We start from the raw sequence: 21,869 nt of genomic DNA on the forward strand, positions 1-21,869 counted from the left end.
ATGCAGGTCTATGCCGTGGGCGGCGCCATCCGCGACCAGTTGCTGGGCAAGCCGAGCCAGGACCGCGACTACGTGGTCGTCGGCGCCACGCCGGCCGAGATGGAAGCGGCCGGCTACAAGCCCGTGGGCAAGGACTTCCCGGTCTTCCTGCATCCGCGCACCAAGGAGGAGTACGCCCTCGCGCGTACCGAACGCAAGACGGCGGCGGGCTACAAGGGCTTCGCGTTCTACTGCGCGCCCGACGTCACGCTCGAGGATGATCTGGTCCGGCGCGACCTGACCGTCAACGCGATGGCGCAGGCCGTGGACGATGCCGGCCAGCTCGTCGGGCCGATCATCGACCCGTACGGCGGCCAGCGCGATCTGGACGCGCGGCTGTTCCGTCATGTCTCCGATGCCTTCGCCGAAGACCCGGTGCGCATCCTGCGCGCGGCGCGTTTCGCGGCGCGCTTCCATGACTTCTCCGTGGCGCCCGAGACCGTGGCGCTGATGCGCGCGATGGTCGAGGCGGGCGAGGTCGACGCGCTGGTGCCGGAGCGGGTGTGGCAGGAACTGGCGCGCGGGCTGATGGAGGCGAAGCCGTCGCGGATGTTCGACGTGCTGCGCGAATGTGGCGCGCTGGCGCGGCTGCTGCCCGAGCTGGACCGGCTCTGGGGCGTGCCGCAGCGCGCCGAGTATCACCCCGAGGTGGATACGGGCGTGCACGTGATGATGGTGGTCGATCATGCAGCCGCGACCGGCGCGTCGYTGCCGATCCGCTTCGCGGCRCTGGTCCACGACCTCGGCAAGGGCACCACGCCGGCRGACGTGCTGCCGCGCCACATCGGCCATGAACAGCGCAGCGTGAAGCTGCTCGAGGCGGTCTGCGAGCGGCTGCGCGTGCCGAACGACTGCCGCGACCTGGCGGTGCTGGTGGCGCGCGAGCACGGCAACATCCATCGATCGATGGAATTCGGCGCCGCCGCGCTGACCCGGCTGGTGGAGCGCTGCGACGCGCTGCGCAAGCCGGACCGCTTCGCGGAGGCCCTGACGGCCTGCGAGGCCGACGCGCGTGGTCGGCTAGGTTTCGAGGATCGGGATTATCCGCAGACCGAACGCCTGATGGCGGCACGGGCAGCGGCGGCCTCGGTCGATGCCGGCGCCATCGCCAAGGCCTGCGCGGACCGGCCGGACCTGATCAAGGAACGCGTGCACAAGGCCCGCATCGCGGCGGTGGCGGAGAAGCTGGGGCTGGGCGCGGAGCCCGACTGAAGGGCTACGCCTACAGCAGCTTCCCAATCGCCAGCGCGATCAGCGACAGCAGGATGGTCGAGGCGAACGGCAGCACGTACTCGCGCTTGAACAGCCGGAAGCGCACGTCGCCGGGCAGCCTGCCCAGGCCGATCTTCTGCAGCCACGGCAGCGAGGCCGACAGCACGATCACGCAGAGGAAGATGGTGAATGTCCAGCGCAGCATGGCGGCTGTTCCTCAGAGTGCGTGAACGCGGTCGCCGCGTGCGAAGCCTGCCAGCGGCAGCGCGTCGTCCAGACCGCGCGTCAGCACGATCACCTTGAACAGCTCGCCCATCTCGGCCTCGGACAGCAGCTTCTGCACCGCGTTGGCATGGGGCAGGAAGGCGCGGGCGTCGGTCGGGTCCAGCTCCATCAGCAACTCGGTGATCCCGGCGTTCATCAGGAAGCGCGCCTGCGAGGCGAAGCCGGCCACGGACAGCCCGGCGTCCACCGCCGCCTCGGCGATGCCGGTGAAATTGACGTGCGCGGTGATGTCCTGCAGCCCGGGATACAGGAACGGATCGGGGTGCGCGTGGTGGCGGTAGTGGCACATCAGCGTGCCTTCGGCGCGCTGCGGATGGTAGTACTCGGCCGCCGGGAAGCCATAATCGATGAAGAACGCCGCGCCGCGCGTCAGCATGGCGCCCACCGCCCGCGTGAAGCCTTCGGCCTCGGCATGGGTCTCGGTGACCATGTCGTGGTCGCCCGGCAGCGCGCGTAGCGCGTCGGGGACGGCGTTGTCTGCCAGCGGACGGTCCTCGAACGTGAACTTCCCGTCGGCCAGCGCCACGCCGCGCTCGTGCCAGCGGCCGTCCAGGCGCGCGAACAGGCGCACYGGCATGGCGTCCAGCACCTCGTTGCCGACGATGACCCCTTCGAACTGCGCGGGAAGCTCGTCCAGCCACTGCACGCGACTAGCCAGGTGCGGCGCGCGGGCGGCCAGCGTTTCCTGCTGGCGTACGCGCAGCTCGCCCGACAATTCGAGGATCTGGTAGGTCTCGGGCAGCGCACCTTCGGTTTCCAGGGCGAGCAGCAGGTCCGCCGCGAGGCGGCCCGTGCCGGCGCCGAATTCGAGCACGCGCGGCAGGTCCAGGGCGATCAGCGGTGCGAACTGGCGGGCCAGCGTGCGGGCGAAGAAGGGGGTCAACTCGGGGGCGGTGATGAAGTCGCTGCCGTCCCGGGCATCGCGGCCGAACTTGGCGGCGCCGCCACTGTAATAGCCGAGCCGGGGGGCGTAGAGCGCCAGCGCCATGTAGCGATCGAAGCCRATCCAGCCGCCGGCGGCCTCGATGGCGTCGCCAATACAGGTGGTCAGGGCCGCGGAGGCGTCCAGCGCGTCGGCGGGGGGAAGGGGTAGACTAGCGACTTTCTGCATACCGCGAATTGTAGCAATGCCAGATTCCCTGACTGCTGGCGCCTCCGGCGCCCACCCTGCCGCCGCGCGCGGCGTCGCCCTCGTGACCGGCGGCGCGCGCCGCCTGGGCCGTGCCATCGCGCTGGAACTTGCCACGCGAGGCTGGGACGTGGCGATCCACTGCAACCGCTCGCGCGACGAAGCCGAGACSCTCGCCACGCAGATCCGCGGCCTGGGCCGCCGCGCCGCCGTGCTGCAGGCCGACCTGTCCGACGAAGCCGCTACCAGCAAGCTRGTCGCGGCCTGCGCCGACGCGCTGGGCGTACCGACCTGYCTGGTCAACAACGCCTCGCTGTTCCAGTACGACGTGGCGACGAGCTTCTCCTACGCCTCGCTCGACACCCATATGCGCACCAACGTGGCCGCGCCGCTGCTGCTGGCGCGTGAGATGCACAAGGCGCTTGGCGCCGATGGCAACCAGACCGCCCAGCGCGGCGTGGTGATCAACCTGCTCGACCAGAAGCTCAACAACCTGAATCCGGACTTCCTGTCGTACACGCTGTCCAAGGCCGCGCTGCAGACCGCCACGGTGCAGCTGGCCCAGGCGCTGGCGCCCCGGCTGCGGGTGGTGGGCGTGGCGCCCGGCATCACGCTGGTGTCCGGCGACCAGTCCGACCCCGGTTTCGTCCGCGCGCACGGCATGACGCCGCTGGGCAAGTCGTCCACGCCGGACGACATCGCCCAGGCCGTGGCCTACCTCGCTGGCGCCCACGCCGTGACCGGTACCACCCTGTATGTCGATGGCGGCCAGCACCTGATGCCGCTGGCCCGCGACGTGATGTTCCTGACCGAGTGATCCCGATCCCCGGTCGTTTTTAAGCATTTTCCGATTTACCGCAGCACCTGCCCGACGCCCCACCATGACCTTCGCCGCGCTTTCCCACCCCAGCCTGCAAGGCTGCCGCCGCATGTTCCTGCGCAACTATGAAGTGCAGATCAATATCGGCGTGCACGAATTCGAGAAGAAGGGCGAGCAGCGCGTGCTGGTCAATATCGACCTGTTCGTGCCGCTGGACCAGAGCACGCCGCAGGCCGACAAGCTCGAGGAAGTGGTGGACTACGACTTCATGCGCAGTACCGTGGCCGCGCGCATGGCCCAGGGCCACATCCACCTGCAGGAAACCCTGTGCGATGACGTGGCACGTGCCATGCTGAAGCATCCGAAAGTGCGCGCGGTGCGCGTTTCCACGGAAAAGCCCGATGTCTACCCGGACTGCGATTCGGTCGGCGTCGAGGTGTTCCACGTCAAGTAGAATACGGGCCCGTCCGACAGGGCCATCCGACGGGCTTCCCAAGGCCCGCGCCCCGCATCAGGTATGTCTTATGAGTCACTCCGCTAACTTCTATCGCCTCGAAACCCGCCTTCAGTCGCTGGCCGGCAAAGCCATCGGCGACTTCGGCATGATCGAGGACGGCGACACTGTGCTGGTCTGCATGAGTGGCGGGAAGGACTCGTACACCATGCTGTCGGTCCTGATGGCGCTCCAGAAGCGCGCGCCCATCCACTTCAAGCTGATCGCGATGAACCTGGACCAGAAGCAGCCAGGTTTCCCGGAACACATCCTGCCCGAGTATTTGAAGTCCACCGGGGTGGAATATGTGATCGTCGAGGCGGATACGTATTCGATCGTCAAGGAGAAGGTGCCCGAGGGCAAGACCACCTGCTCGCTGTGCTCGCGGCTGCGCCGGGGCGTGATCTACCGCACGGCCAAGGAGCTGGGCGCCAACAAGATTGCGCTGGGGCACCATCGGGACGACATCGTCCAGACCTTCTTCCTGAACATGTTCTTCGGCGGGAAGATGAAGGCGATGCCGCCCAAGCTGTCGACCGATGACGGCCAGCACATCGTGATCCGGCCGCTGGCGTATTGCGCGGAAAAGGACATTGCGTCCTACGCGCGGGCGATGGCCTACCCGATCATCCCCTGCAACCTGTGCGGCTCGCAGGAGAACCTGCAGCGCAAGAAGGTCAGCGAGATGCTGCAGGGTTGGGAGCGCGAGAACCCGGGCCGCATCGACAATATCTTCGCGTCGCTGCGCAACGTGGTGCCGTCCCACCTGGCCGATACCGACCTGTTCCCGTTCACCGGGCTGGCCACCGGCCTGGCCAAGGTGGACGAGGCCTCGCTGTTCGGCGAGACCACCTTCACCCAGCAGGCGCTGACCTTCACCGGCAGCGCCGAGCCGAATCGGATGGAGTTCGTCCGCTTCGACAAGCTGGCCGAGAAGGCACCCAGCGCCGATACCCCGGCCACCCCTCTTATTTAGACGCCTGCGACGGACCCGCCTCGCGCATCAGCGAGCGGGTATCGTCGATCCATTTCTGGAARCGGTCCACCGCGTGGGCCTTTTGTTCCGGCGTGGTCAGGTTGGCGATGGTCACGGTCAGGTCCACCCCGGCCTCGTTAGCCTGCCGGATCTGCGCGCGCTCGGCCGCCGGGCGCTGCCAGTGGTCGGCGTACTTGCGCAGCATGTCCTCCACCTGCGACTTGGGCGGATGGGTCGTCGAGACCTCCCGGGCAATCCCCAGCCATTCCTGCTGCCGCTTCACGCGCTCCGCATAGCGGGCATCGGCGCCCTGCATGTACGGCCCCATCGCGGCGCGGATCTTCTGCGCCTGATCGTCCGAGAACTTGCCGTAGACCAGCTTGGCGTAGTCCATGACCTTGTCGAAACGGGCGTTCGAGCGAGCCTGCGGGTCCGATTTCAGGAATTCCTTGCGATATTTGGCGTTGCTTTCGTTGAATTTCGATTCCATGCGCTGGATCTGCTCCGGCGTCAGCGTCAGCATCAGGTCGGCCAGGTCGGGTATGGCGTTCTCGAAGGCCTGGCGGCCCAGCCGCTGGGTGTCCTCGCGCGCGTGGCGCACCATCGACGCGTCCACCGGGCCGGCCACCTCGCTCTTGACCCGCGTCAGCACGTTGGCGATCTCGGGGAGCTGGGCGCGGCGGTGCCAGGAGAAGAACCGGGCGATGGCCTCGCGGGTGGGCGGCTCCTGGTCGTCCGTCACATCCACGTAGCGGTCTACCCACCAGTAGGCGAGCCGGTCACCCTGCTGATAGCCGAGTTTCATGGCGTTACAGCCACCCAGCGCCAGGACGACGGTAAATGCTGCAAATCCTGCAAAAATGCGCCGTCGCCAAATGTGAAAAACGGAAACCACCGGCGGTCGGGCGCAAGGCGCCATGCTAAAATCGCCGCGCATGTTTTCCCGCCTCGCAGATCGCCCGCCAGCCCAGTCCTGACAAGGGTTTGGAGGGATTGAAGAGATCGCTTGGTACGGGTTTTCGCGCTTATTATCAGACACACTCACTTAGGGACCTCCTTGTGAATATCGTCATTCTTGCCGCAGGGATGGGAAAACGGATGAATTCCGCCCTGCCCAAGGTCCTGCACCCGGTTGCCGGGCGGCCGATGCTCGCCCATGTGCTCGACACCGCGCGCACGCTTTCGCCGTCGCGCCTCGTCGTGGTGGTTGGCCACGGTGCGGAGCACGTGCGCGAGGCCGTCGCTGCGCCGGACGTGGCGTTTGCCGACCAGACCCAGCAACTTGGCACCGGCCACGCCGTGATGCAGGCGCTGCCGATGCTCGATGACAACCAGCCCACGCTGGTGCTCTATGGCGACGTGCCGCTGACCACCGCCGCCACGCTCGAGGCCCTGGTCCATGCGGCCGGCGCCGAGCGCATGGGCGTGCTCACCGTCGAGATGCCCGATCCTACCGGATACGGCCGCATCGTACGTGACGCCGCCGGCAACATCGTGCGCATCGTCGAACAGAAGGATGCCAGCGACGAGATCCGCGCCATTCGCGAGATCAACACCGGCATCATCGTCTGCCCGACCGGCCACCTGCGCCGCTGGCTTGCCACGCTGGGCAACAACAACGCGCAAGGTGAGTACTACCTCACGGACACCATCGAGCGCGCCGCCACCGAGGGCGTGGAGATCGTCTCCGCCCAGCCGGCGGCCCTGTGGGAGACGCTGGGCGTCAACAGCAAGGTCCAGCTGGCCGAGGTGGAGCGCATTCACCAGCGCAACCTCGCACAGCGCCTGCTCGAGGCCGGCGTGACGCTGCTGGACCCCGCGCGCATCGATGTGCGCGGCCAGCTTACGTGCGGACGCGACGTGACCATCGACGTCGGCTGCGTGTTCGAAGGCCGCGTGCATCTGGACGATGGCGTGCACATCGGCGCGCATTGCGTGATCCGGAATGCCACCATCGGCGCCGGCGCACGCGTGCAACCGTTCTGTCACATCGAGGAAGCAAAGATCGGGCCGGCGGGCCGGATCGGGCCGTACGCGCGGCTGCGCCCCGGCACCGAGCTGGGCGAGGATGTGCATATCGGCAACTTCGTCGAGGTGAAGAACAGCCAGGTCGGGGATCACAGCAAGGCCAACCATCTGGCCTATGTGGGCGATACCACGGTGGGCCAGCGCGTCAACATCGGCGCGGGTACCATTACCTGCAACTACGATGGCGTGAACAAGAGCCGCACGGTGATCGAGGACGACGCGTTCATCGGCTCGGACACGCAGCTGGTGGCGCCGGTGACGGTGGGCCGTGGCGCCACGATCGGCGCGGGCACCACGCTGACCAAGGACGCGCCAGCCGGCAAGCTCACGCTCTCGCGGGCCAAGCAGATGACGCTGGACGCATGGCAGCGCCCGGTGAAGCAGCCGAAGCAGTAAGCTAAGTCAGTCAACGTCAGTCAGGCCGGGCCCGGGGAGGGCCGGCCATCATCATTCAGCGGGTTGCGGCGCGCGGCGCGAGGCAACCCAAACGGGGGGTTCACAAGATGTGTGGCATCGTCGGCGCGGTTTCCACGCGCAATATCGTTCCGGTCCTGATCGAAGGCCTGCGTCGCCTGGAGTACCGCGGCTATGACTCGTGCGGCGTGGCCATCGTGCGCGACGAGATGCTCGAGCGCGCGCGCACCGTGTCGCGCGTGGCCGATCTGGACACGCAGACGCAGTCGTCCGGCCTGGCCGGCACGCTGGGCATCGCCCACACGCGCTGGGCCACGCACGGCAAGCCCGATACGGTCAACGCCCACCCGCATTTCTCGGACGAGACCATCGCGCTGGTGCACAACGGCATCATCGAGAACTACGAGCCGCTGCGCGACGAACTGCGCGCCGTGGGCTACGGCTTCGAGTCGCAGACCGACACCGAGGTGGTCGCCCACCTGATCCACCAGGCCTACACCTACCCGAGCAGCGCCACGCGCGGCAACCTGTTCGGCTCGGTGCGCGTGGTGACCAAGCGCCTGCACGGCGCCTACGCGATTGCCGTGGTGGCCAAGGACAACCCGGACGTGGTGGTGGGCGCGCGCGCCGGCTCGCCGCTGGTGGTGGCGCTGGGCGAGAACGAATCGTTCCTGGCCTCCGACGCGCTGGCCGTGGCCGGCACCGCCAACCGCATCGTCTATCTGGAAGAGGGCGATGTGGTGGAGCTGACCCGTGCCGGCGCCACCATCCGCGACGTGAACGACGTGGAAGTCGTGCGCGAGGAGCGCGTGGTGGAAGCCCACGCGGCAGCCGTCGAGCTGGGCCCGTACCGCCACTTCATGCAGAAGGAAATCTTCGAGCAGCCGCGCGCGCTGGGCGACACGCTGGAAGGCATCGTCGCCATCGCGCCCGAACTGTTCGGCGAGAAGGCGGCCGMGGTATTTCCCGACATCGACAACATCCTGATCCTGGCCTGCGGCACCAGCTACTACTCGGGCTGCACGGCCAAGTACTGGCTCGAGTCCGTGGCGAAGATCCCGACCCAGGTGGAAGTGGCCAGCGAATACCGCTACCGCGACACCGTGCCGAACCCGCGCGCGCTGGTGGTGGTGATCTCCCAGTCGGGCGAGACCGCCGACACCATGGCTGCGCTGCGCCATGCCCGCGACCTCGGCCACACCCACACGCTGGCCATCTGCAACGTGGCGACCAGCGCGATGGTGCGCGAGACCGAGATGCGCTTCCTGACGCGCGCCGGCACCGAGATCGGCGTGGCCTCGACCAAGGCGTTTACGACCCAGCTCGCCGCGCTGTACATGCTGACGCTGGCGCTGGCCAAGGTACGCGGCCGGCTGACCGAGGAAGAAGAGGCCGCCGCGCTGACCAACCTGCGCCACCTGCCCGTGGCGCTGCATGGCGTGCTGGCGCTGGAGCCGCAGATCATCGCCTGGTCGGAAGACTTCGCGCGCCGCGAGAACGCGCTGTTCCTGGGCCGGGGCCTGCACTACCCGATCGCCCTCGAAGGCGCACTGAAACTCAAGGAAATCTCATATATCCACGCGGAAGCCTACCCGGCCGGCGAGCTGAAGCACGGCCCGCTGGCGCTGGTCACCGAGGCGATGCCGGTGGTGACCGTGGCGCCGAACGACGCGCTGCTGGAGAAGCTGAAGTCCAACATCCAGGAAGTGCGCGCGCGCGGCGGCCGGCTCTACGTGTTTGCCGATGCCGACACGCATATCCAGTCGTCCGATGGCATCCAGGTGATCCGCCTGCCCGAGCACTACGGCGCGCTGTCGCCGATCCTGCACACGGTGCCGCTGCAACTGCTGGCCTACCACACGGCCTGCGCACGCGGGACGGACGTGGACAAGCCTCGGAATCTGGCTAAGTCGGTGACGGTGGAATAAGGCGGGGCCGCCGCCCGGAGAGCAAGACACGGCAAGCGGTTTTACAAGCCGGATGTAAAAGGAAGCCACGGTGTGCACGCACCGTGGCTTTTTTTTTGTCGCCCCCAATCCCGGCTTGCCAGACGTGGCGCGGCCTGGCGGGGAGCCGGTGCGCGCCGAGCCCCCGGTGGCACGGTATCTGCGGAAGCCATAGGCTCCAATCGGCTCCAATCCGCGATACCCAGCCACCGAACGCCACCGAGGGACCCCACATGACGAAAAAGACCGCACCGACCGCCGCCCAGCCACCCGGCAAGAAAGGCGACACCACGCCGCCCAAGCCACAAGGCATCGGCAACAACAACGACGGCAGCTACGAGCGCGCCGTGGCGGACCGGCTGGCCGAGCGGCCAAAGCAGCTGGGTTCGGACTCGGTCGGCAATCTCGTCTCGAACCGTGACCGCACGCTGACCACAAACCAGGGCCTCCAGATTCCGCAGGACGACGACTCGCTCAAGCTCGGCCTGCGCGGCCCCACGCTGCTCGAGGACTTCCACCTGCGCGAGAAGATCACGCACTTCGACCACGAGCGCATTCCCGAGCGCGTGGTCCACGCGCGCGGCGCGGCGGCCCATGGCTATTTCGAGCTGACCGAGTCGCTGGCTGACGTGACCACCGCCGCGTTGTTCACCGAGGTTGGCCAGAAGACCCCAGTGTTCGTGCGATTTTCGACCGTGGCCGGCTCGCGCGGCTCCGCCGATCTGGCGCGCGATGTGCGCGGCTTCGCCACCAAGTTCTATACGCGGCAGGGCAACTTCGACCTGGTCGGCAATAACATCCCGGTGTTCTTTATCCAGGACGGCATCAAGTTCCCGGATTTCGTCCATTCCGTGAAGCCGGAACCGCACAACGAGATCCCGCAGGCCGCGTCGGCGCATGACACGTTCTGGGATTTCGTGTCCCTCCAGCCCGAGTCGATGCACATGGTGCTGTGGACCATGTCCGGCCGCGCCATCCCGCGCAGTTTCCGCACGATGGAGGGGTTTGGCGTGCATACGTTCCGCTTTGTCGATGCAGAGGGGCAGGGCACGCTGGTCAAATTCCACTGGAAGCCGGTGGGCGGCGCGCATTCGCTGGTCTGGGACGAGGCGGTCAAGATCAACGGCAAGGACCCCGATTTCCACCGGCGCGACCTCTACGATTCGATCGAGGCGGGCCAGTTTCCCGAATACGAGTTCGGCGTGCAGCTGGTGCCGGAGACCGACATGCTCAAGTTCGGCTTCGATCTCCAGGACCCGACCAAGCTCATTCCGGAGGAACTGGCGCCGGTGCGGCGCGTGGGGCGGATGGTGCTGAACCGCAACCCGGACAACTTCTTCGCCGAAACCGAGCAGGTGGCGTTCCACCCGGGCCACATCCTGCCGGGCATGGATTTCACCAACGATCCCTTGCTGCAGGCGCGGCTGTTCTCGTACACCGATACCCAGCTCACGCGGCTCGGCGGGCCGAATTTTCATGAAATTCCGATCAATCGCCCGCTCTGCCCCGTGCATAACAACCAGCGCGACGGCTTCGGCCGGCAGACCGTGGTGCAGGGTAAGGAGAGCTACCAGCCGAACTCGGTCAGCGGCGGCTGCCCGTTCCTGGCCGGCGATGCCGACGCCTACCGGCATTTCGCTGCCGCCGCCGAGGACGGCGCGGTGAAGGTGCGCATGCGCGCACAGACCTTCGCCGATCATTTCTCGCAGGCCAATCTCTTCTGGCGCAGCCAGTCCGACGTCGAAAAAAGGCAGATCGTCGATGCGTACGCGTTCGAACTCTCAAAGGTCTTCGACCCCGCCATCCGGGCGCGCGTGGTGGGGCAGATCCACCATATCGCCGTGGAACTGGCGGAGCGCGTGGCGCAGAAGCTCGGGATTCCCGTCGAGCCGGTCGGGCCGAACGTGCAGATCAACGACTACGGCGTACCGGCCTCGCCCGCGCTGAGCCTGGACGCCCAGCCAAAGGGCGACATCACGGGCCGCAACATCGCCGTGCTGATCAACGATGGCGTGGACGACGCGGCCATCGCCTCGCTCAGGAAGCTGGCCGAGGCGGCGCGCGCCAATCTCAAGATCATCGGCCCGCGCGCGGCGAGCGTGACTACGGCGAAGGGCGCGGCGCTGCCGGTGGACCATGCGCTGTCGTCGGTCGGYTCGGTGCTGTTCGATGCGGTGTACGTGCCCGACGTGGCCAAGCCCCCCGCCGAGCCSGATCCGGACGCGCTGCTGTTCATCAAGGAGGCCTACAAGCACTGCAAGGCCGTGGGCGCGGGCGGCTCGGGCGCCGTGATGGTGGCCGAGGCCGCGCGCTGCGCGGGGCTGGCCGGCGGCTTCGCGGGGCCGGGCGTGGTGATCGCCAAGACCGAGGACCCGGCGCGGCATCGGGAATTCCTCGATGCCGTGGGCCAGCATCGCTGGTGGCAACGGCCGGAYGCGATGCGCATTCCMGCCTGAGCGCAGGCGGCGCGAAAGCGTCCTAAGGGGCACTCGTCAGGCGACCCCGCCGTCGCCCGAGAGTGCCCGCTCGGCATAGGGGTACCTGCAGCGATACCTATAGCGAGAGGCGTTTCGCGGTATCCTTGCCGGCATGCCGCGCGCCACAGCCCCCTCAGGGTGGCGCGCAGTGCGCCTGTCCCGGCCCGCATCATGCGCGCCCGGGCCCCACGGCGCCCCCCGCGATCACAGGAATATGAAAGACCTAGAAAGTGAGCTGATCGGCTCCGCACGGCTGCCGACCCGCTACGGCGAATTCACCGCCCATGCCTTCCAGGGCGTGGACAGCCGCACCGAACACCTGGCGCTCTCCATGGGAGACATCTCGGGCGAGAACGTTCTCGTCCGCCTGCATTCCGAATGCCTGACCGGCGACGTCTTCGGCTCGTGCCGCTGCGACTGCGGCGAGCAGCTCGACCTCGCCATGCAGAAGATTGCCGAGGAAGGCCGCGGCATCCTGCTCTACCTGCGCGGCCACGAAGGCCGGGGCATCGGCCTCTCGAACAAGATCCGCGCCTATGCGCTGCAGGACGGYGGGCTGGACACGGTCGACGCCAACCTCGCGCTCGGCCAGGCCATCGACGGCCGCACCTACGCGTTCGCGGCGGACATGCTGCGCCAGTGGGGTGTGAAGTCGGTCCGCCTGATGAGCAACAACCCGATCAAGATCCGGGCGCTCGAAGACGCCGGCCTGGCCGTGACGGAGCAGATGCGTCACATCGTGCCCGCCAACGCCGAAAACGAGAAATACCTCGCCACCAAGCGGTCCCGCATGGGTCACCTGCTGGACTGATTCAGCGGGTGTAGGCGAAGGCCGACAACCGCTTGCGCAGCCTCCCGACAGCTTGTCCGGGTCCACTCTCCTATCGTGGATATAAGGTCCGCGCCATGCTCGGCATGGCGCGGGATGTTCCACGCGATGTGCCGCCGTGGCCTCACGGCGCGCCTCCGATGTGAGAGGAGTCCAACAATGGCTGACAACAACGTTTCCGTACTGAACGATTTGATCGAAGTCTCGCGCGATGGCGAGGAGGGCTTCCGCAAGGCGGCCGAGGACGCCAAGAATCCGGAACTGAAGACGCTGTTCTCAAGCCGTGCCACCGAGTGCGGCGCGGCGGTGCGCGAGTTGCAGAGCCAGGTGATGGCCCTCGGCGGCAAGCCCGAGGACCACGGCAGCGTGGCCGGTGCGCTGCATCGCGGCTGGGTGAGCCTGCGCAGCGCGGTGGCCGACCGCACGGACCTCGCCATCCTCGAGGAAACCGAGAAGGGCGAAGACGTCGCCAAGAAGAAGTATGGCGATGCGCTCCAGGAAACCGACCTGAGCTTCGACATCCGCGCGCTGATCGAGCGCCAGTACCAGGGGGTGCTGCGTAACCACGACCTGATCCGCGATCTGCGTAACCGCTATCGCGCGAGCGGCGAATAACCGCTTCCGGATCGGCACGAAGGCGCTTCCCTAGGGAGGCGCCTTTTACATTGGGGATTATGTTCGCGCGTGCCGAAAGGTAGCTGAATCGGAATCGCAATCATCCGCAAAATCATCCGCATCGTGTCGTAAAGCCCCGTCTGGCAAGGGATTTATTAACGCGATTTTCCCTATGTATGCTTGATCTTCTAGCCTCGGCTATTAACATGAAAATCGTCCACCGTGGTGTGCAGGCGTTTTGGGGTCAATGTCATGAAAGGCGACAAGAAAGCTATCCAGTTACTGAACGGCCAGCTGCGTCACGAGCTGACCGCGATCAACCAGTATTTCCTGCACGCGCGCATGTACCGGCACTGGGGGTTGAGCGCGCTGGGCAAGCATGAGTACGAGGAGTCCATCGAGGAGATGAAGCACGCGGACAAGTTGATCGAGCGCATCCTGATGCTCGACGGCCTGCCCAACCTCCAGGATCTGGACAAATTGCTCATCGGGGAGAACGTCGAGGAGATGCTCGGCGGCGACCTGAAGGTGGAGTTGCTGTCCCAGACGAGCTGCAAGGATGCCATCAAGTACTTCGAGTCGATTAGCGACTATGTGTCGCGCGATGTGGTGACCGATATCCTCTCGGACACCGAGGACCACATCGAGTGGATCGAGACGCAGCTGGAACTCGTGCGCAAGSTCGGCGTGCAGAACTACCTGCAATCCGCGATGGGCGAGCTGGGCGAGTCCGACGCCTAGTCGGCAGGCAGGCGCTCTGCAGAGTTCCAGATCTTCGGCTACACTGCGCCCCGCACACTGAATGCAAGGCGCCCGCCAGGGCGTCCAGACTCCGGGGCGGGGTGGCAGAGTGGTGATGCGACGGCCTGCAAAGCCGTTTACGACGGTTCGATTCCGTATCCCCGCCTCCATCTCCTTCCTGCCGTTTTCCCTCCTGCTTTCCCTCCTGCTTTCCCTCCTGTTCTCCCTCGTTCATTGCCTTCGCCGGATCTGACCAATCTGTCATCTGGAAGGACTATCATTTTCTGCCGGGCATTTGGCGGATAACGCCGAGCCGCTGGCGCATTTCATGCTCGTTCCGCAGGCAGATACGCCGCAAGCGTTGAGTACGCCGCAACGCGGAGTTTCCCTGTGGATATAGCGCCCCGATTGCGATAATGTTTYGCCGCGCGTGCACCAAGTGTCAGCACGTGAGGCAGGGTTCACCATGCAGGGCTTCCATGGCGTTTCCGTCCCCAGACGATGAGAGAAACAGAGGCTCCCGATGATTAAAGATCTGCGAGTGCGTGCGGCGCAGCCGTCGGATATGCCTGCCATCGCGGCAGTGCTCGAGCGCTGCAACCTGCCGGTGGACGAACTGCCGCGTCTGGTGGGCGAGTTCCACGTGGCCCTGATGGAGTCAGAGCTGGTCGGCTGCGCCTGCGCCGAGCGCTTCGGCGATACGGCCATCGTCCGCTCGGTGGCCGTGCTGCGCGAATGGCGCGACCAGGGCGTGGCCAGCCACCTCGTCAACGCGGTGATGATGCGTGCCCGCGCCAACGGCACGCGCCGCGCGGTGCTCCTGACCTCGAGTTGCCCGAGCTACTTCGCCCGCTACGGTTTCTCGCTGATCCACGCCTCCAAGCTGCCCCCAGAAGTCCTCGAGAGTGAGGAATTCCAGCGCCTGCGCAACACCAGCGCGTTGTGCATGTGCGCGGTGCTGACCTGATGGTTTTTCCTTGATTGGCCCGCCTTCGGCAAGGTTTTACAAAAGCGACAATAATCGGGGCTCCAATTCTGCAAGCCTGACCAGGGAGACCCCATGACGACCACTGTCCGTGCCATCCGCCTCCAGGAATTCGGCGCGCCCGAAGTGATGCAGCTCACGCCGGTCGAGCTGCCGGCGCCGGCGGCCGGCGAGGCGCGCGTGCGGCATACCGCCATCGGCTTCAACTTCATCGATGTGTACCAGCGCCGCGGCACCTATCCGCTGCCGGTGGGCACGGGGCTGGGCCACGAGGCGGCCGGCGTGGTGGAGGCGGTGGGCGCGGGCGTGACGGACATCGCCGTGGGCGATCGCGTGGCGTACATGAACGCCGGCCTCGGCGCCTACGCCGAAGCGCGCAACGTGCCGGCGGACAAGCTGGTCAAGCTGCCCGACAACCTCAGCGACGAGCAGGCTGCCGCCGTGATCTTCAAGGGCATGACCGCCCAATATCTGGTGCGCCACACGCACGCCGTGAAGCCCGGTGACACGGTCCTGGTCCACGCCGCCGCCGGTGCCGTGGGCCAGATCCTGGCCGGCTGGGCGAAGGCGCTCGGCGCGCGCGTGATCGGCACGGCCGGCGGCCCGGCCAAGTGCGAGCGCGCCCGCGCGGCGGGTTGCGACATCGCCATCGACTACAAGCAGGCGGATTGGGTCAAGCAGGTGCGCGACGCCACCGGCGGCCAGGGCGTGACCGTGGTCTACGACGCCGTGGGCAAGGACACCTTCATGGGCTCGCTCGATTGCGCCCAGACCTTCGGACTGGTGGTGCTGTACGGCGGGGCGTCCGGCCCGGCGCCGGCCATCGAGCCGGAAATCCTGAACAAGAAGGGCTGCCTGTTCCTGACCCGGCCCTCGGTGTTCCCGCACAACGCGGACCCGGCCCGCTTCCGCGCCAATGCGAAGGACCTGTTCGATGCCATCGCCACCGGCCAGGTGAAGGTGGAGATCGGCGCCCGCTTCCCCCTGGCCGAGGTCGCCCGCGCGCACGAGGCCGCCGAGCGCCGCGAGACCACCGGCGCCATCCTGCTGCTGCCGTAATTCGACGGGTTTCGACTAGTGCGGATGACGATGACGGGCCGCCCGGCGCGGTGCCCCGTCATCGCACAGGCTGATCTCCACGCTCACGTGGGCCAGCTCCTCATGGATCGATAGCGCCTGCCGCACGCGCTGCGGCGTGAGCGTGGCGTCGTGCGTGACCAGGCTGGCGATGCAGGCGAACTGCTCGCGGCCCACGCGCCAGACGTGCAGGTCGGTCACGCGCGTGCCGTCTTCTCCGTGCTGGAACTCGGCCAGCACCTCTCGCACTTCGTCCACAACAGGGTGGTCCATCTCGCGGTCCAGCAGCACCGTGCCGCTCTGCCGCATCAGCCCGATCGCCCAGCGACCGACCAGCGCCGCGCCCACCAGCCCCATCACCGGATCGAGCCAGCTCCAGCCCAGCCACCAGCCGCCCGCCAGCGCCACGATGGCCAGCACCGAGGTGGCTGCATCGGCAATCACGTGGATATAGGCCGAACGCAGGTTGATGTCGTGATGATGGTGATCGGCATGTCCGTGGTGATCGTGCGCATGCGCATGGCCATGATCGTGCCCGTGATGGKGCGCGCCGCCGAGGATGAACGCGCAGCCCAGGTTCACGAGCAGGCCGATGGTGGTGACGGCCATCGCCTCCTGGTAGTGGATGGCCTGCGGGGTGAATAGCCGTTCGACCGAGCCGGCGATCATCAGCGCGGCCACGCCCAGCAGGACGATGGAACTGGCGAAGGCCGCCAGCACCTCGATCTTCCACGTGCCGAAGGTGAAGCGGGCATCGTTGGCCAGCCGGCGCGCGGCGGCGTAGGCGAAGGCCGAGAGGCCGATCGCCAGCGCGTGGGAACTCATGTGCCAGCCGTCCGCCAGCAGGGCCATCGAGTTGAACCAGAGGCCGGCGGCAATCTCCACCACCATGGTGGCGAGCGTGATCCACATGACCAGGCGCGTGCTGCGCTCGGCTGCCGGATTGCCGGCATTGAAGACGTGGGAATGGGTCCACGCGGACAGATCGTGCGTGTGCATGTCGGGAGGGAGTCTGGAGTGGTTTGGGGGGGCGCTGCCCAAGCGTACCAGTCATGGCGCGCCCGGTCACCCGCCACCCTGCCGCCGGCAGGGGTAGCCGCGCCGGCTACCAGCCGTGATAGGGCGCGGTCTGCTCGTACGCGCCGAGCCGTTCGGCCAGAAAGTCGACAAAGGCACGCACGCGGGCCGAAAGTTTGTCGCGCGTGAGATACACGGCGTAGATGTCCGCCGGCGGCGAGGCCCAGTCGGCCAGCACCTGCCGCAGCCGGCCCGAGCGCAGCAGCGGCGCCACCTCCCACTCCGAACGCAGCACGATGCCATGCCCCTGGAGCGCCCAGTTCGCCGCCGCCTCGCCATCGTTGGTCGCGGCATGGCCGCGCACCTTCACGGTCTCCTGCCGGCCGGCCGACTGGAGATGCCACGTGCCGTAGGCCGATTCGCTCTCGCGGATCACAATGCAACGATGCTGTTGCAATGCGCGCGGCGAGGCCGGCTCGCCGTGCCGCGCGAGGTAGGCCGGCGACGCGCACAGCAGCCGGCGGTTCGGCGCGAGCAGGCGGGCGTTGAGCCGCGCATCGGGCAGGTCRCCGAGGAGGATGCCGACGTCGTAGCCTTCCTCGGCAAGGTTCATCGCCCGGTCGGTCAGTTGCAGTTGGACTTCGACATCGGGATAGACCTGCAGGAAGTCGCTGACCAGCGGGGCGATGTGGCGCCTGCCGAATCCGAGCGTCGCGTTCACCCGTAGCAGCCCGCGCGGCGCCACCCGGCTGCCGCCGAGGCCCTGTTCGAGTTCCTCCAGCTCGGCCAGGATGCGCCCGCCCTGGGCCAGGTAGGACTCGCCCTCGGGCGTGACCGACAGCCGGCGCGTGGTGCGGTTGAGCAGTCGCACGCCCAGCCGCGCCTCCAGCGCCGCCAGCCGCTTGCTGGCGGCCGAGGGCGTGACGCCAAGCTGCTGCGCCGCGCCGGCGAGGCTGCCGCGCTTGACCAGCAGGACGAAGAAGGCGAGATCCGAGAAGGTGTCCATGGGTGGCGGCAATTCGTGAATCGAGCGCACGAATGAAGTTCGGTTCGCGCAATTATAGCGATGRATTCCGCGATTACACTGCCCGCCGATGCGCAYCCCATGCGCGGCGACTACCATGGCACGGCTTGCCACATYGACGCATCGACGCATCAAGGACCAAGGAGACAGCCGATGTTTGAAGGATTCAGAACACACCGGATCGACAGCCAGGGCGTGGCGATTCACGCCGTGGTCGGCGGGGAGGGCCCGCCGCTGCTGCTGCTGCATGGCCATCCGCAAACGCATGTGATCTGGCACAAGGTGGCTGGCGAGCTGGCCCGGCATTTCACGGTGGTGGCCACGGACCTGCGTGGCTATGGCGACAGCGACAAGCCCGTCGGCCTGCCGGATCACGCGAACTACAGCAAGCGGACCATGGCGGCCGACCAGATGGCGGTGATGCGGGCGCTCGGCTTCGAGCGGTTCCGCGTGCTGGCGCATGATCGCGGGGCACGCGTGGCGCACCGGCTGGCGCTCGACCACCCGCAGGCCGTGGAAAAGCTCGTCACGCTGGACATCGCCCCGACGCTGGCGATGTATGCCCAGACCTCGGAAGCCTTCGCGCGCGCCTACTGGCACTGGTTCTTCCTGATCCGGCCCACCCCGTTCCCCGAAACGCTGATCGAGGCCGACCCCGACCTCTACCTGCGCCAGACCATGGGCTCGCGCAGCGCCGGCCTCGCCCCGTTCACCGAGGCCGCGCTGGCCGAGTACCTGCGCTGCCTGAAGCTGCCCGGCGCCGCCCACGGCCTGTGCGAGGACTATCGCGCCAGCGCCGGCATCGACCTGGAGCATGATCGCGCCGACGCCGAGGCCGGACGCCAGGTGGAGTGCGAAATGCTGGCCCTGTGGGGCGCCGACGGTGCGGTCGGCAAGTGCTTCCAGCCGCTGGAGGAGTGGCGCAAGGTGGCCCGCCGGGTGACGGGTCATGCCTTGCCGAGCGGTCACTATATTGCGGAGGAAGTGCCGGAACAGCTACTTGCGGAAGTGCTGCCGTTCCTGCGCGGCTGACGGGCGTCGTTATCGGCACAGATTGTGTGCGTCGGGGGAACAGTGTGTTGTACGATCCGCCGCGCTCGGCACAGTGCACGGTTCGCCGCTCACTGGCATTATGRCGAACTGAGGACTTTTGGCATGGTCTGACTGCGCATGTTTGACTCGGCAGAGTTCGGGGCAAACATACATTCACGGATGGATGTATAATCCGCGCACATTTCCATTCCAAGACCCCCTCAGAAGTCCCTTTCCACAATGACGTACCGATTTATTGCAGGTTGCCTCGCCGTCTGGCTCGGAATTTGCGTTGCCGCGAGCTGGTTGGTCGAGCGACTCTGGGCCTGATCGCCCGCGTTCCTTCTCGGAAGCGGGCAGGGCCCGTCAATCGCGCCGAGTTGTGTTGTCGAGCCATCTCTCTTCGTAGTCCTCCTCATGAAGACAGAACAACAAGAACGCCGCATGCATTCCGCCCTCTCCGCTCGTACCCTGTTTATCACCCGGACTCTTGCCGTTGCCGCGCTGGCCGCGGGCGCCACGTCGGCCGCCAGCGCCGAGGAACTGGTTGGCTGGAGCCATCCCGCCGTGCACGTGGCCTATGGCCGTGATCCCGGCCATAACATCAACAAATACGAACTCGGGCTGAACTTCAACACCCCGATCCAGTACGGCAATCCGCAAGGCTGGCTGTTCCGCCTGCAGGGCGAATTCAACGTCGCCGGATGGGATGCACGTAGCGGCACCAACCAGCAGAACCTGTTCGAGTTTGGCGTATCGCCGATCCTGCGCGTGGAAAAGCGCGGTGGCTATTTCGTGCCGTTCGCCGAGGCGTCGGTGGGGCTGCGCGTGCAGTCCCACACCGGCACGTCCGACGAACACCGTTCGGGCACGGCGTTCCAGTTCTCCGACATGGTCGGTATCGGCGTGGGCTTCGGCAAGAATGCCAACACGGAAGCGGGCTTCCGCTTCCAGCACATCTCCAACGCCAGCATCAAGGGGCCGAACCCGGGCAGCAACTTCTACACCGGGTACGTGCGTTACCGCTTCTGAGGCGTCTCAGGCTAGGCCGCGCGCGGCAGTTGGCCGGCGCGGCAGGCCTCGAAGAATGTCCACAATGCCGGGGCGTCGCTCGTCGCCACGTTGAAGCGGATCCACGGGGAATCGGTCTCGTCGGGCTCGAAGTACGAGCCCGGTGCCAGCCAGATGCCGTGGTCCAGCGCCAGCGTGGCGAGGCGGCTTGCGGGCGGCGCGTCGTCGCCCCGCAGCCGCGCCCAGGCGAACATCCCCCCTTCGGGCCGCAGCAGCACCTCCAGCCCGTGCGCTTCCATCTTTTCCGTCACGCGATCCTGTTGCGCGCGTAGCCGTTCGGCCAAAGCCGCCACGTGGCGGCCATAGTGGCCGCTGGTCAGTACGGAATACACCAGTCGCTCCGTGACCTCGGACGAGGTCAGTCCCACCGCCATCTTGGTCCGCGCGAAAGCCTTCGCCAGATCCGGGCTCGCCGCGAGGTAGCCCACGCGCAGCGACGGCGTGATGGTCTTCGAAAATCCGTTCACGTAGACCACCTGCGAGAGGCCGTCCATCGCCGCCAGCATCGGCGAGCCGGCCGGAGCCAGTTCGCGGTAGATATCGTCCTCCACCACCAGCAGCCGGTGCTGTTCGGCCAGTTGCAGCACGCGGAAGGCGTTCATGCTCGTCAGGCTGGCGCCGGTGGGGTTCTGCAACACCGTGTTGACGAACAGCGCGCGCGGGGTGTGCTGGCGGATGGCGTCTTCGAGCGCGTCGGTATCGAGCCCGGCCGCCGTGCGCGGCACGCCCACTACGCGCAACCCGGCCAGCCGCAGGATCTGCAATAGATTGCAATAGCAGGGCGCTTCCACGAGGACCGTGTCCCCAGGGCGCAGCAGCGTGCGCACCACGAGGTCCAGCGCCTGCGTGGCGCCCTGGGTCAGCACCACCTGCTGCGCCTGCACCGGCATGCCGTACTGGCTCATATGCGCGGCGATGTGCTCGCGCAGCGGCGCGAAGCCATAGGGATGGCCGTAGCCCGAGACCTGCGCGGCCGGCACGCGCGCGGCGCTGCGCATGGCCTGGTGCAGCCCTTCCTCGTTGAGCCAGTCGCCCGGCAGCCAGCCCGCGCCGGCYTTGATCGGCACGGAATGGTCGGCGAACACATCGGAAAGCAGCCAGGCGGCGTTGAGCCCCGGCGCCTCCCAGTGGGGCGCGCGGGCATGGCCGGCCGGCGCGTGGCGGTGCGCCACCGTGTAGCCGGAGCCGGGGCGCGCCGCGAGGTAGCCCAGCGCGGTCAGCCGGCCGTAGGCTTCCGCCACCGTGAACGTGCTGACGTTGTGCTGCTGCGCAAAGCGGCGCACCGAGGGCAGGGGGGTGCCGGCACGCAGCGCGCGGCGGTCCACCAGCGCGGCGATGCCGGCCACGATCTGTTCGGTCAGGGTGTCGCCGCCACGGCGGCTGCGGACGAGGTTCAGGTTAAGCATCAGGCACTCGGCAGGGCGCGAAACCTGTACAGTGTACTGGTTACCGCGCCGCGCGACCGGGCACCTTTCCCATTGGTGCGGTGCAGCGGTGAAGCGCCGTATCACCGTCGATCCGGGCCGCCGCGTGGCTTCGCGCCCCAATCCGCTATCTGTACAGTCGAGGCTGTCTACACTGTACGGTAAGGCAGCGATCTCCCGACCGTATATTCGTGCGGCCCGACCGCGCCGGTAGAGTTGCCGGAATCCGTGCCGG

At 67.1% G+C, this 21,869-nt stretch carries 20 protein-coding genes and 1 tRNA gene; 15 read left to right on the forward strand and 6 right to left on the reverse strand.

From position 1 onward, the window contains the following. Nucleotides 1–1,251, forward strand: coding sequence for a multifunctional CCA addition/repair protein (locus tag AB4Z27_RS07250; protein ID WP_441591399.1), 1,251 nt, complete (start codon nt 1–3; stop codon nt 1,249–1,251). 10 nt (nt 1,252–1,261) lie between these two features. Here the strand turns inward: AB4Z27_RS07250 and AB4Z27_RS07255 are convergent, their stop codons facing one another. Beyond that, entirely contained in the window at nt 1,262–1,456 is a 195-nt protein-coding gene (locus AB4Z27_RS07255; RefSeq protein ID WP_092291474.1) for a DUF2905 domain-containing protein, read from the reverse strand. A 12-nt stretch (nt 1,457–1,468) separates the two neighbouring features. Next, entirely contained in the window at nt 1,469–2,647 is a 1,179-nt protein-coding gene (locus AB4Z27_RS07260) for a class I SAM-dependent methyltransferase (protein ID WP_441644148.1), read from the reverse strand. Between the two features lie 16 nt (nt 2,648–2,663). Between AB4Z27_RS07260 and AB4Z27_RS07265 the strand changes: the two genes are divergently transcribed. The 3 genes from AB4Z27_RS07265 (at nt 2,664) to ttcA (ending at nt 4,954) form a co-directional block, all read left to right on the forward strand. Further along, nucleotides 2,664–3,482 (forward strand): SDR family oxidoreductase, encoded by an 819-nt coding sequence (locus tag AB4Z27_RS07265; RefSeq protein WP_092291478.1) that lies wholly within the window; start codon nt 2,664–2,666, stop codon nt 3,480–3,482. Nucleotides 3,483–3,546: 64 nt separating this feature from the next. Beyond that, complete coding sequence (locus AB4Z27_RS07270) at nt 3,547–3,939, forward strand: dihydroneopterin aldolase (protein WP_092291480.1); 393 nt, start codon at nt 3,547–3,549, stop codon at nt 3,937–3,939. Nucleotides 3,940–4,009: 70 nt separating this feature from the next. Then, nucleotides 4,010–4,954: a tRNA 2-thiocytidine(32) synthetase TtcA gene (gene ttcA / locus AB4Z27_RS07275; protein ID WP_441591396.1), complete on the forward strand. Its 945-nt coding sequence runs from the start codon at nt 4,010–4,012 to the stop codon at nt 4,952–4,954. Here the strand turns inward: ttcA and AB4Z27_RS07280 are convergent. Continuing rightward, nucleotides 4,947–5,759 (reverse strand): DUF6279 family lipoprotein, encoded by an 813-nt coding sequence (locus AB4Z27_RS07280; protein WP_092291484.1) that lies wholly within the window; start codon nt 5,757–5,759, stop codon nt 4,947–4,949. The genes ttcA and AB4Z27_RS07280 overlap by 8 nt on opposite strands. A 254-nt stretch (nt 5,760–6,013) precedes the next feature. Here AB4Z27_RS07280 and glmU point away from each other — a divergent pair, with 254 nt between their 5' ends. The 9 genes from glmU to AB4Z27_RS07325 all read left to right on the forward strand — a co-directional run bounded on the left by glmU (nt 6,014) and on the right by AB4Z27_RS07325 (nt 16,048). Then, on the forward strand, nt 6,014–7,378 hold the full coding sequence (gene glmU / locus AB4Z27_RS07285) for a bifunctional UDP-N-acetylglucosamine diphosphorylase/glucosamine-1-phosphate N-acetyltransferase GlmU (protein ID WP_092291486.1): 1,365 nt from the start codon (nt 6,014–6,016) through the stop codon (nt 7,376–7,378). Between the two features lie 107 nt (nt 7,379–7,485). Then, entirely contained in the window at nt 7,486–9,324 is a 1,839-nt protein-coding gene (gene glmS, locus AB4Z27_RS07290; RefSeq protein ID WP_441644149.1) for a glutamine--fructose-6-phosphate transaminase (isomerizing), read from the forward strand. Between the two features lie 251 nt (nt 9,325–9,575). Next, the gene (locus AB4Z27_RS07295) at nt 9,576–11,798 is read left to right on the forward strand and encodes a catalase (RefSeq protein ID WP_441644150.1); all 2,223 of its coding nucleotides are present in this window, start codon (nt 9,576–9,578) and stop codon (nt 11,796–11,798) included. A gap of 235 nt (nt 11,799–12,033) precedes the next feature. Next, nucleotides 12,034–12,630 (forward strand): GTP cyclohydrolase II, encoded by a 597-nt coding sequence (gene ribA, locus AB4Z27_RS07300; RefSeq protein ID WP_092291492.1) that lies wholly within the window; start codon nt 12,034–12,036, stop codon nt 12,628–12,630. A 177-nt stretch (nt 12,631–12,807) separates the two neighbouring features. Then, entirely contained in the window at nt 12,808–13,263 is a 456-nt protein-coding gene (locus AB4Z27_RS07305; RefSeq protein ID WP_092291494.1) for a PA2169 family four-helix-bundle protein, read from the forward strand. A 252-nt stretch (nt 13,264–13,515) separates the two neighbouring features. Then, the gene (gene bfr, locus AB4Z27_RS07310; RefSeq protein WP_441644151.1) at nt 13,516–14,004 is read left to right on the forward strand and encodes a bacterioferritin; all 489 of its coding nucleotides are present in this window, start codon (nt 13,516–13,518) and stop codon (nt 14,002–14,004) included. 95 nt (nt 14,005–14,099) lie between these two features. After that, nucleotides 14,100–14,174, forward strand: a tRNA-Cys gene (locus AB4Z27_RS07315). A gap of 353 nt (nt 14,175–14,527) precedes the next feature. Next, complete coding sequence (locus AB4Z27_RS07320) at nt 14,528–14,971, forward strand: GNAT family N-acetyltransferase (protein ID WP_092291498.1); 444 nt, start codon at nt 14,528–14,530, stop codon at nt 14,969–14,971. A 93-nt stretch (nt 14,972–15,064) separates the two neighbouring features. After that, a complete protein-coding gene (locus AB4Z27_RS07325) occupies nt 15,065–16,048 on the forward strand; it encodes a quinone oxidoreductase family protein (protein ID WP_441591391.1) in 984 nt (327 codons plus the stop codon). Between the two features lie 15 nt (nt 16,049–16,063). Here AB4Z27_RS07325 and dmeF read toward each other — a convergent pair whose 3' ends face one another. Together dmeF and AB4Z27_RS07335 are read right to left on the reverse strand one after the other, a co-directional pair. Further along, a complete protein-coding gene (gene dmeF, locus AB4Z27_RS07330; RefSeq protein WP_441644152.1) occupies nt 16,064–17,065 on the reverse strand; it encodes a CDF family Co(II)/Ni(II) efflux transporter DmeF in 1,002 nt (333 codons plus the stop codon). 106 nt (nt 17,066–17,171) lie between these two features. Beyond that, nucleotides 17,172–18,089 (reverse strand): LysR family transcriptional regulator, encoded by a 918-nt coding sequence (locus AB4Z27_RS07335; RefSeq protein ID WP_092291504.1) that lies wholly within the window; start codon nt 18,087–18,089, stop codon nt 17,172–17,174. A gap of 171 nt (nt 18,090–18,260) precedes the next feature. On the opposite strand from AB4Z27_RS07335, the gene AB4Z27_RS07340 reads away from it, so the two are divergent. Both AB4Z27_RS07340 and AB4Z27_RS07345 read left to right on the forward strand, forming a co-directional pair. Next, entirely contained in the window at nt 18,261–19,139 is an 879-nt protein-coding gene (locus AB4Z27_RS07340; protein ID WP_092291506.1) for an alpha/beta fold hydrolase, read from the forward strand. 444 nt (nt 19,140–19,583) lie between these two features. After that, entirely contained in the window at nt 19,584–20,171 is a 588-nt protein-coding gene (locus AB4Z27_RS07345; RefSeq protein ID WP_255370706.1) for an acyloxyacyl hydrolase, read from the forward strand. 11 nt (nt 20,172–20,182) lie between these two features. Here the strand turns inward: AB4Z27_RS07345 and AB4Z27_RS07350 are convergent, their stop codons facing one another. Then, a complete protein-coding gene (locus tag AB4Z27_RS07350; RefSeq protein ID WP_092291510.1) occupies nt 20,183–21,616 on the reverse strand; it encodes an aminotransferase-like domain-containing protein in 1,434 nt (477 codons plus the stop codon). Between the last annotated feature and the right edge of the window lie 253 nt (nt 21,617–21,869).

Source organism: Cupriavidus sp. KB_39, assembly GCF_052114485.1.
In the GTDB taxonomy this organism is placed as follows: domain Bacteria; phylum Pseudomonadota; class Gammaproteobacteria; order Burkholderiales; family Burkholderiaceae; genus Cupriavidus.

What these genes read in the sequence shown, in the direction of transcription:
- AB4Z27_RS07270 (WP_092291480.1), top strand. Translation starts at nt 3,547, where the DNA reads ATGACCTTCGCCGCGCTTTCCCACCCCAGCCTGCAAGGCTGCCGCCGC.
- AB4Z27_RS07345 (WP_255370706.1), top strand. Translation starts at nt 19,584, where the DNA reads ATGCATTCCGCCCTCTCCGCTCGTACCCTGTTTATCACCCGGACTCTT.
- AB4Z27_RS07320 (WP_092291498.1), top strand. Translation starts at nt 14,528, where the DNA reads ATGATTAAAGATCTGCGAGTGCGTGCGGCGCAGCCGTCGGATATGCCT.
- AB4Z27_RS07305 (WP_092291494.1), top strand. Translation starts at nt 12,808, where the DNA reads ATGGCTGACAACAACGTTTCCGTACTGAACGATTTGATCGAAGTCTCG.
- AB4Z27_RS07340 (WP_092291506.1), top strand. Translation starts at nt 18,261, where the DNA reads ATGTTTGAAGGATTCAGAACACACCGGATCGACAGCCAGGGCGTGGCG.
- AB4Z27_RS07325 (WP_441591391.1), top strand. Translation starts at nt 15,065, where the DNA reads ATGACGACCACTGTCCGTGCCATCCGCCTCCAGGAATTCGGCGCGCCC.
- ttcA (WP_441591396.1), top strand. Translation starts at nt 4,010, where the DNA reads ATGAGTCACTCCGCTAACTTCTATCGCCTCGAAACCCGCCTTCAGTCG.
- AB4Z27_RS07255 (WP_092291474.1), bottom strand. Translation starts at nt 1,456, where the DNA reads ATGCTGCGCTGGACATTCACCATCTTCCTCTGCGTGATCGTGCTGTCG.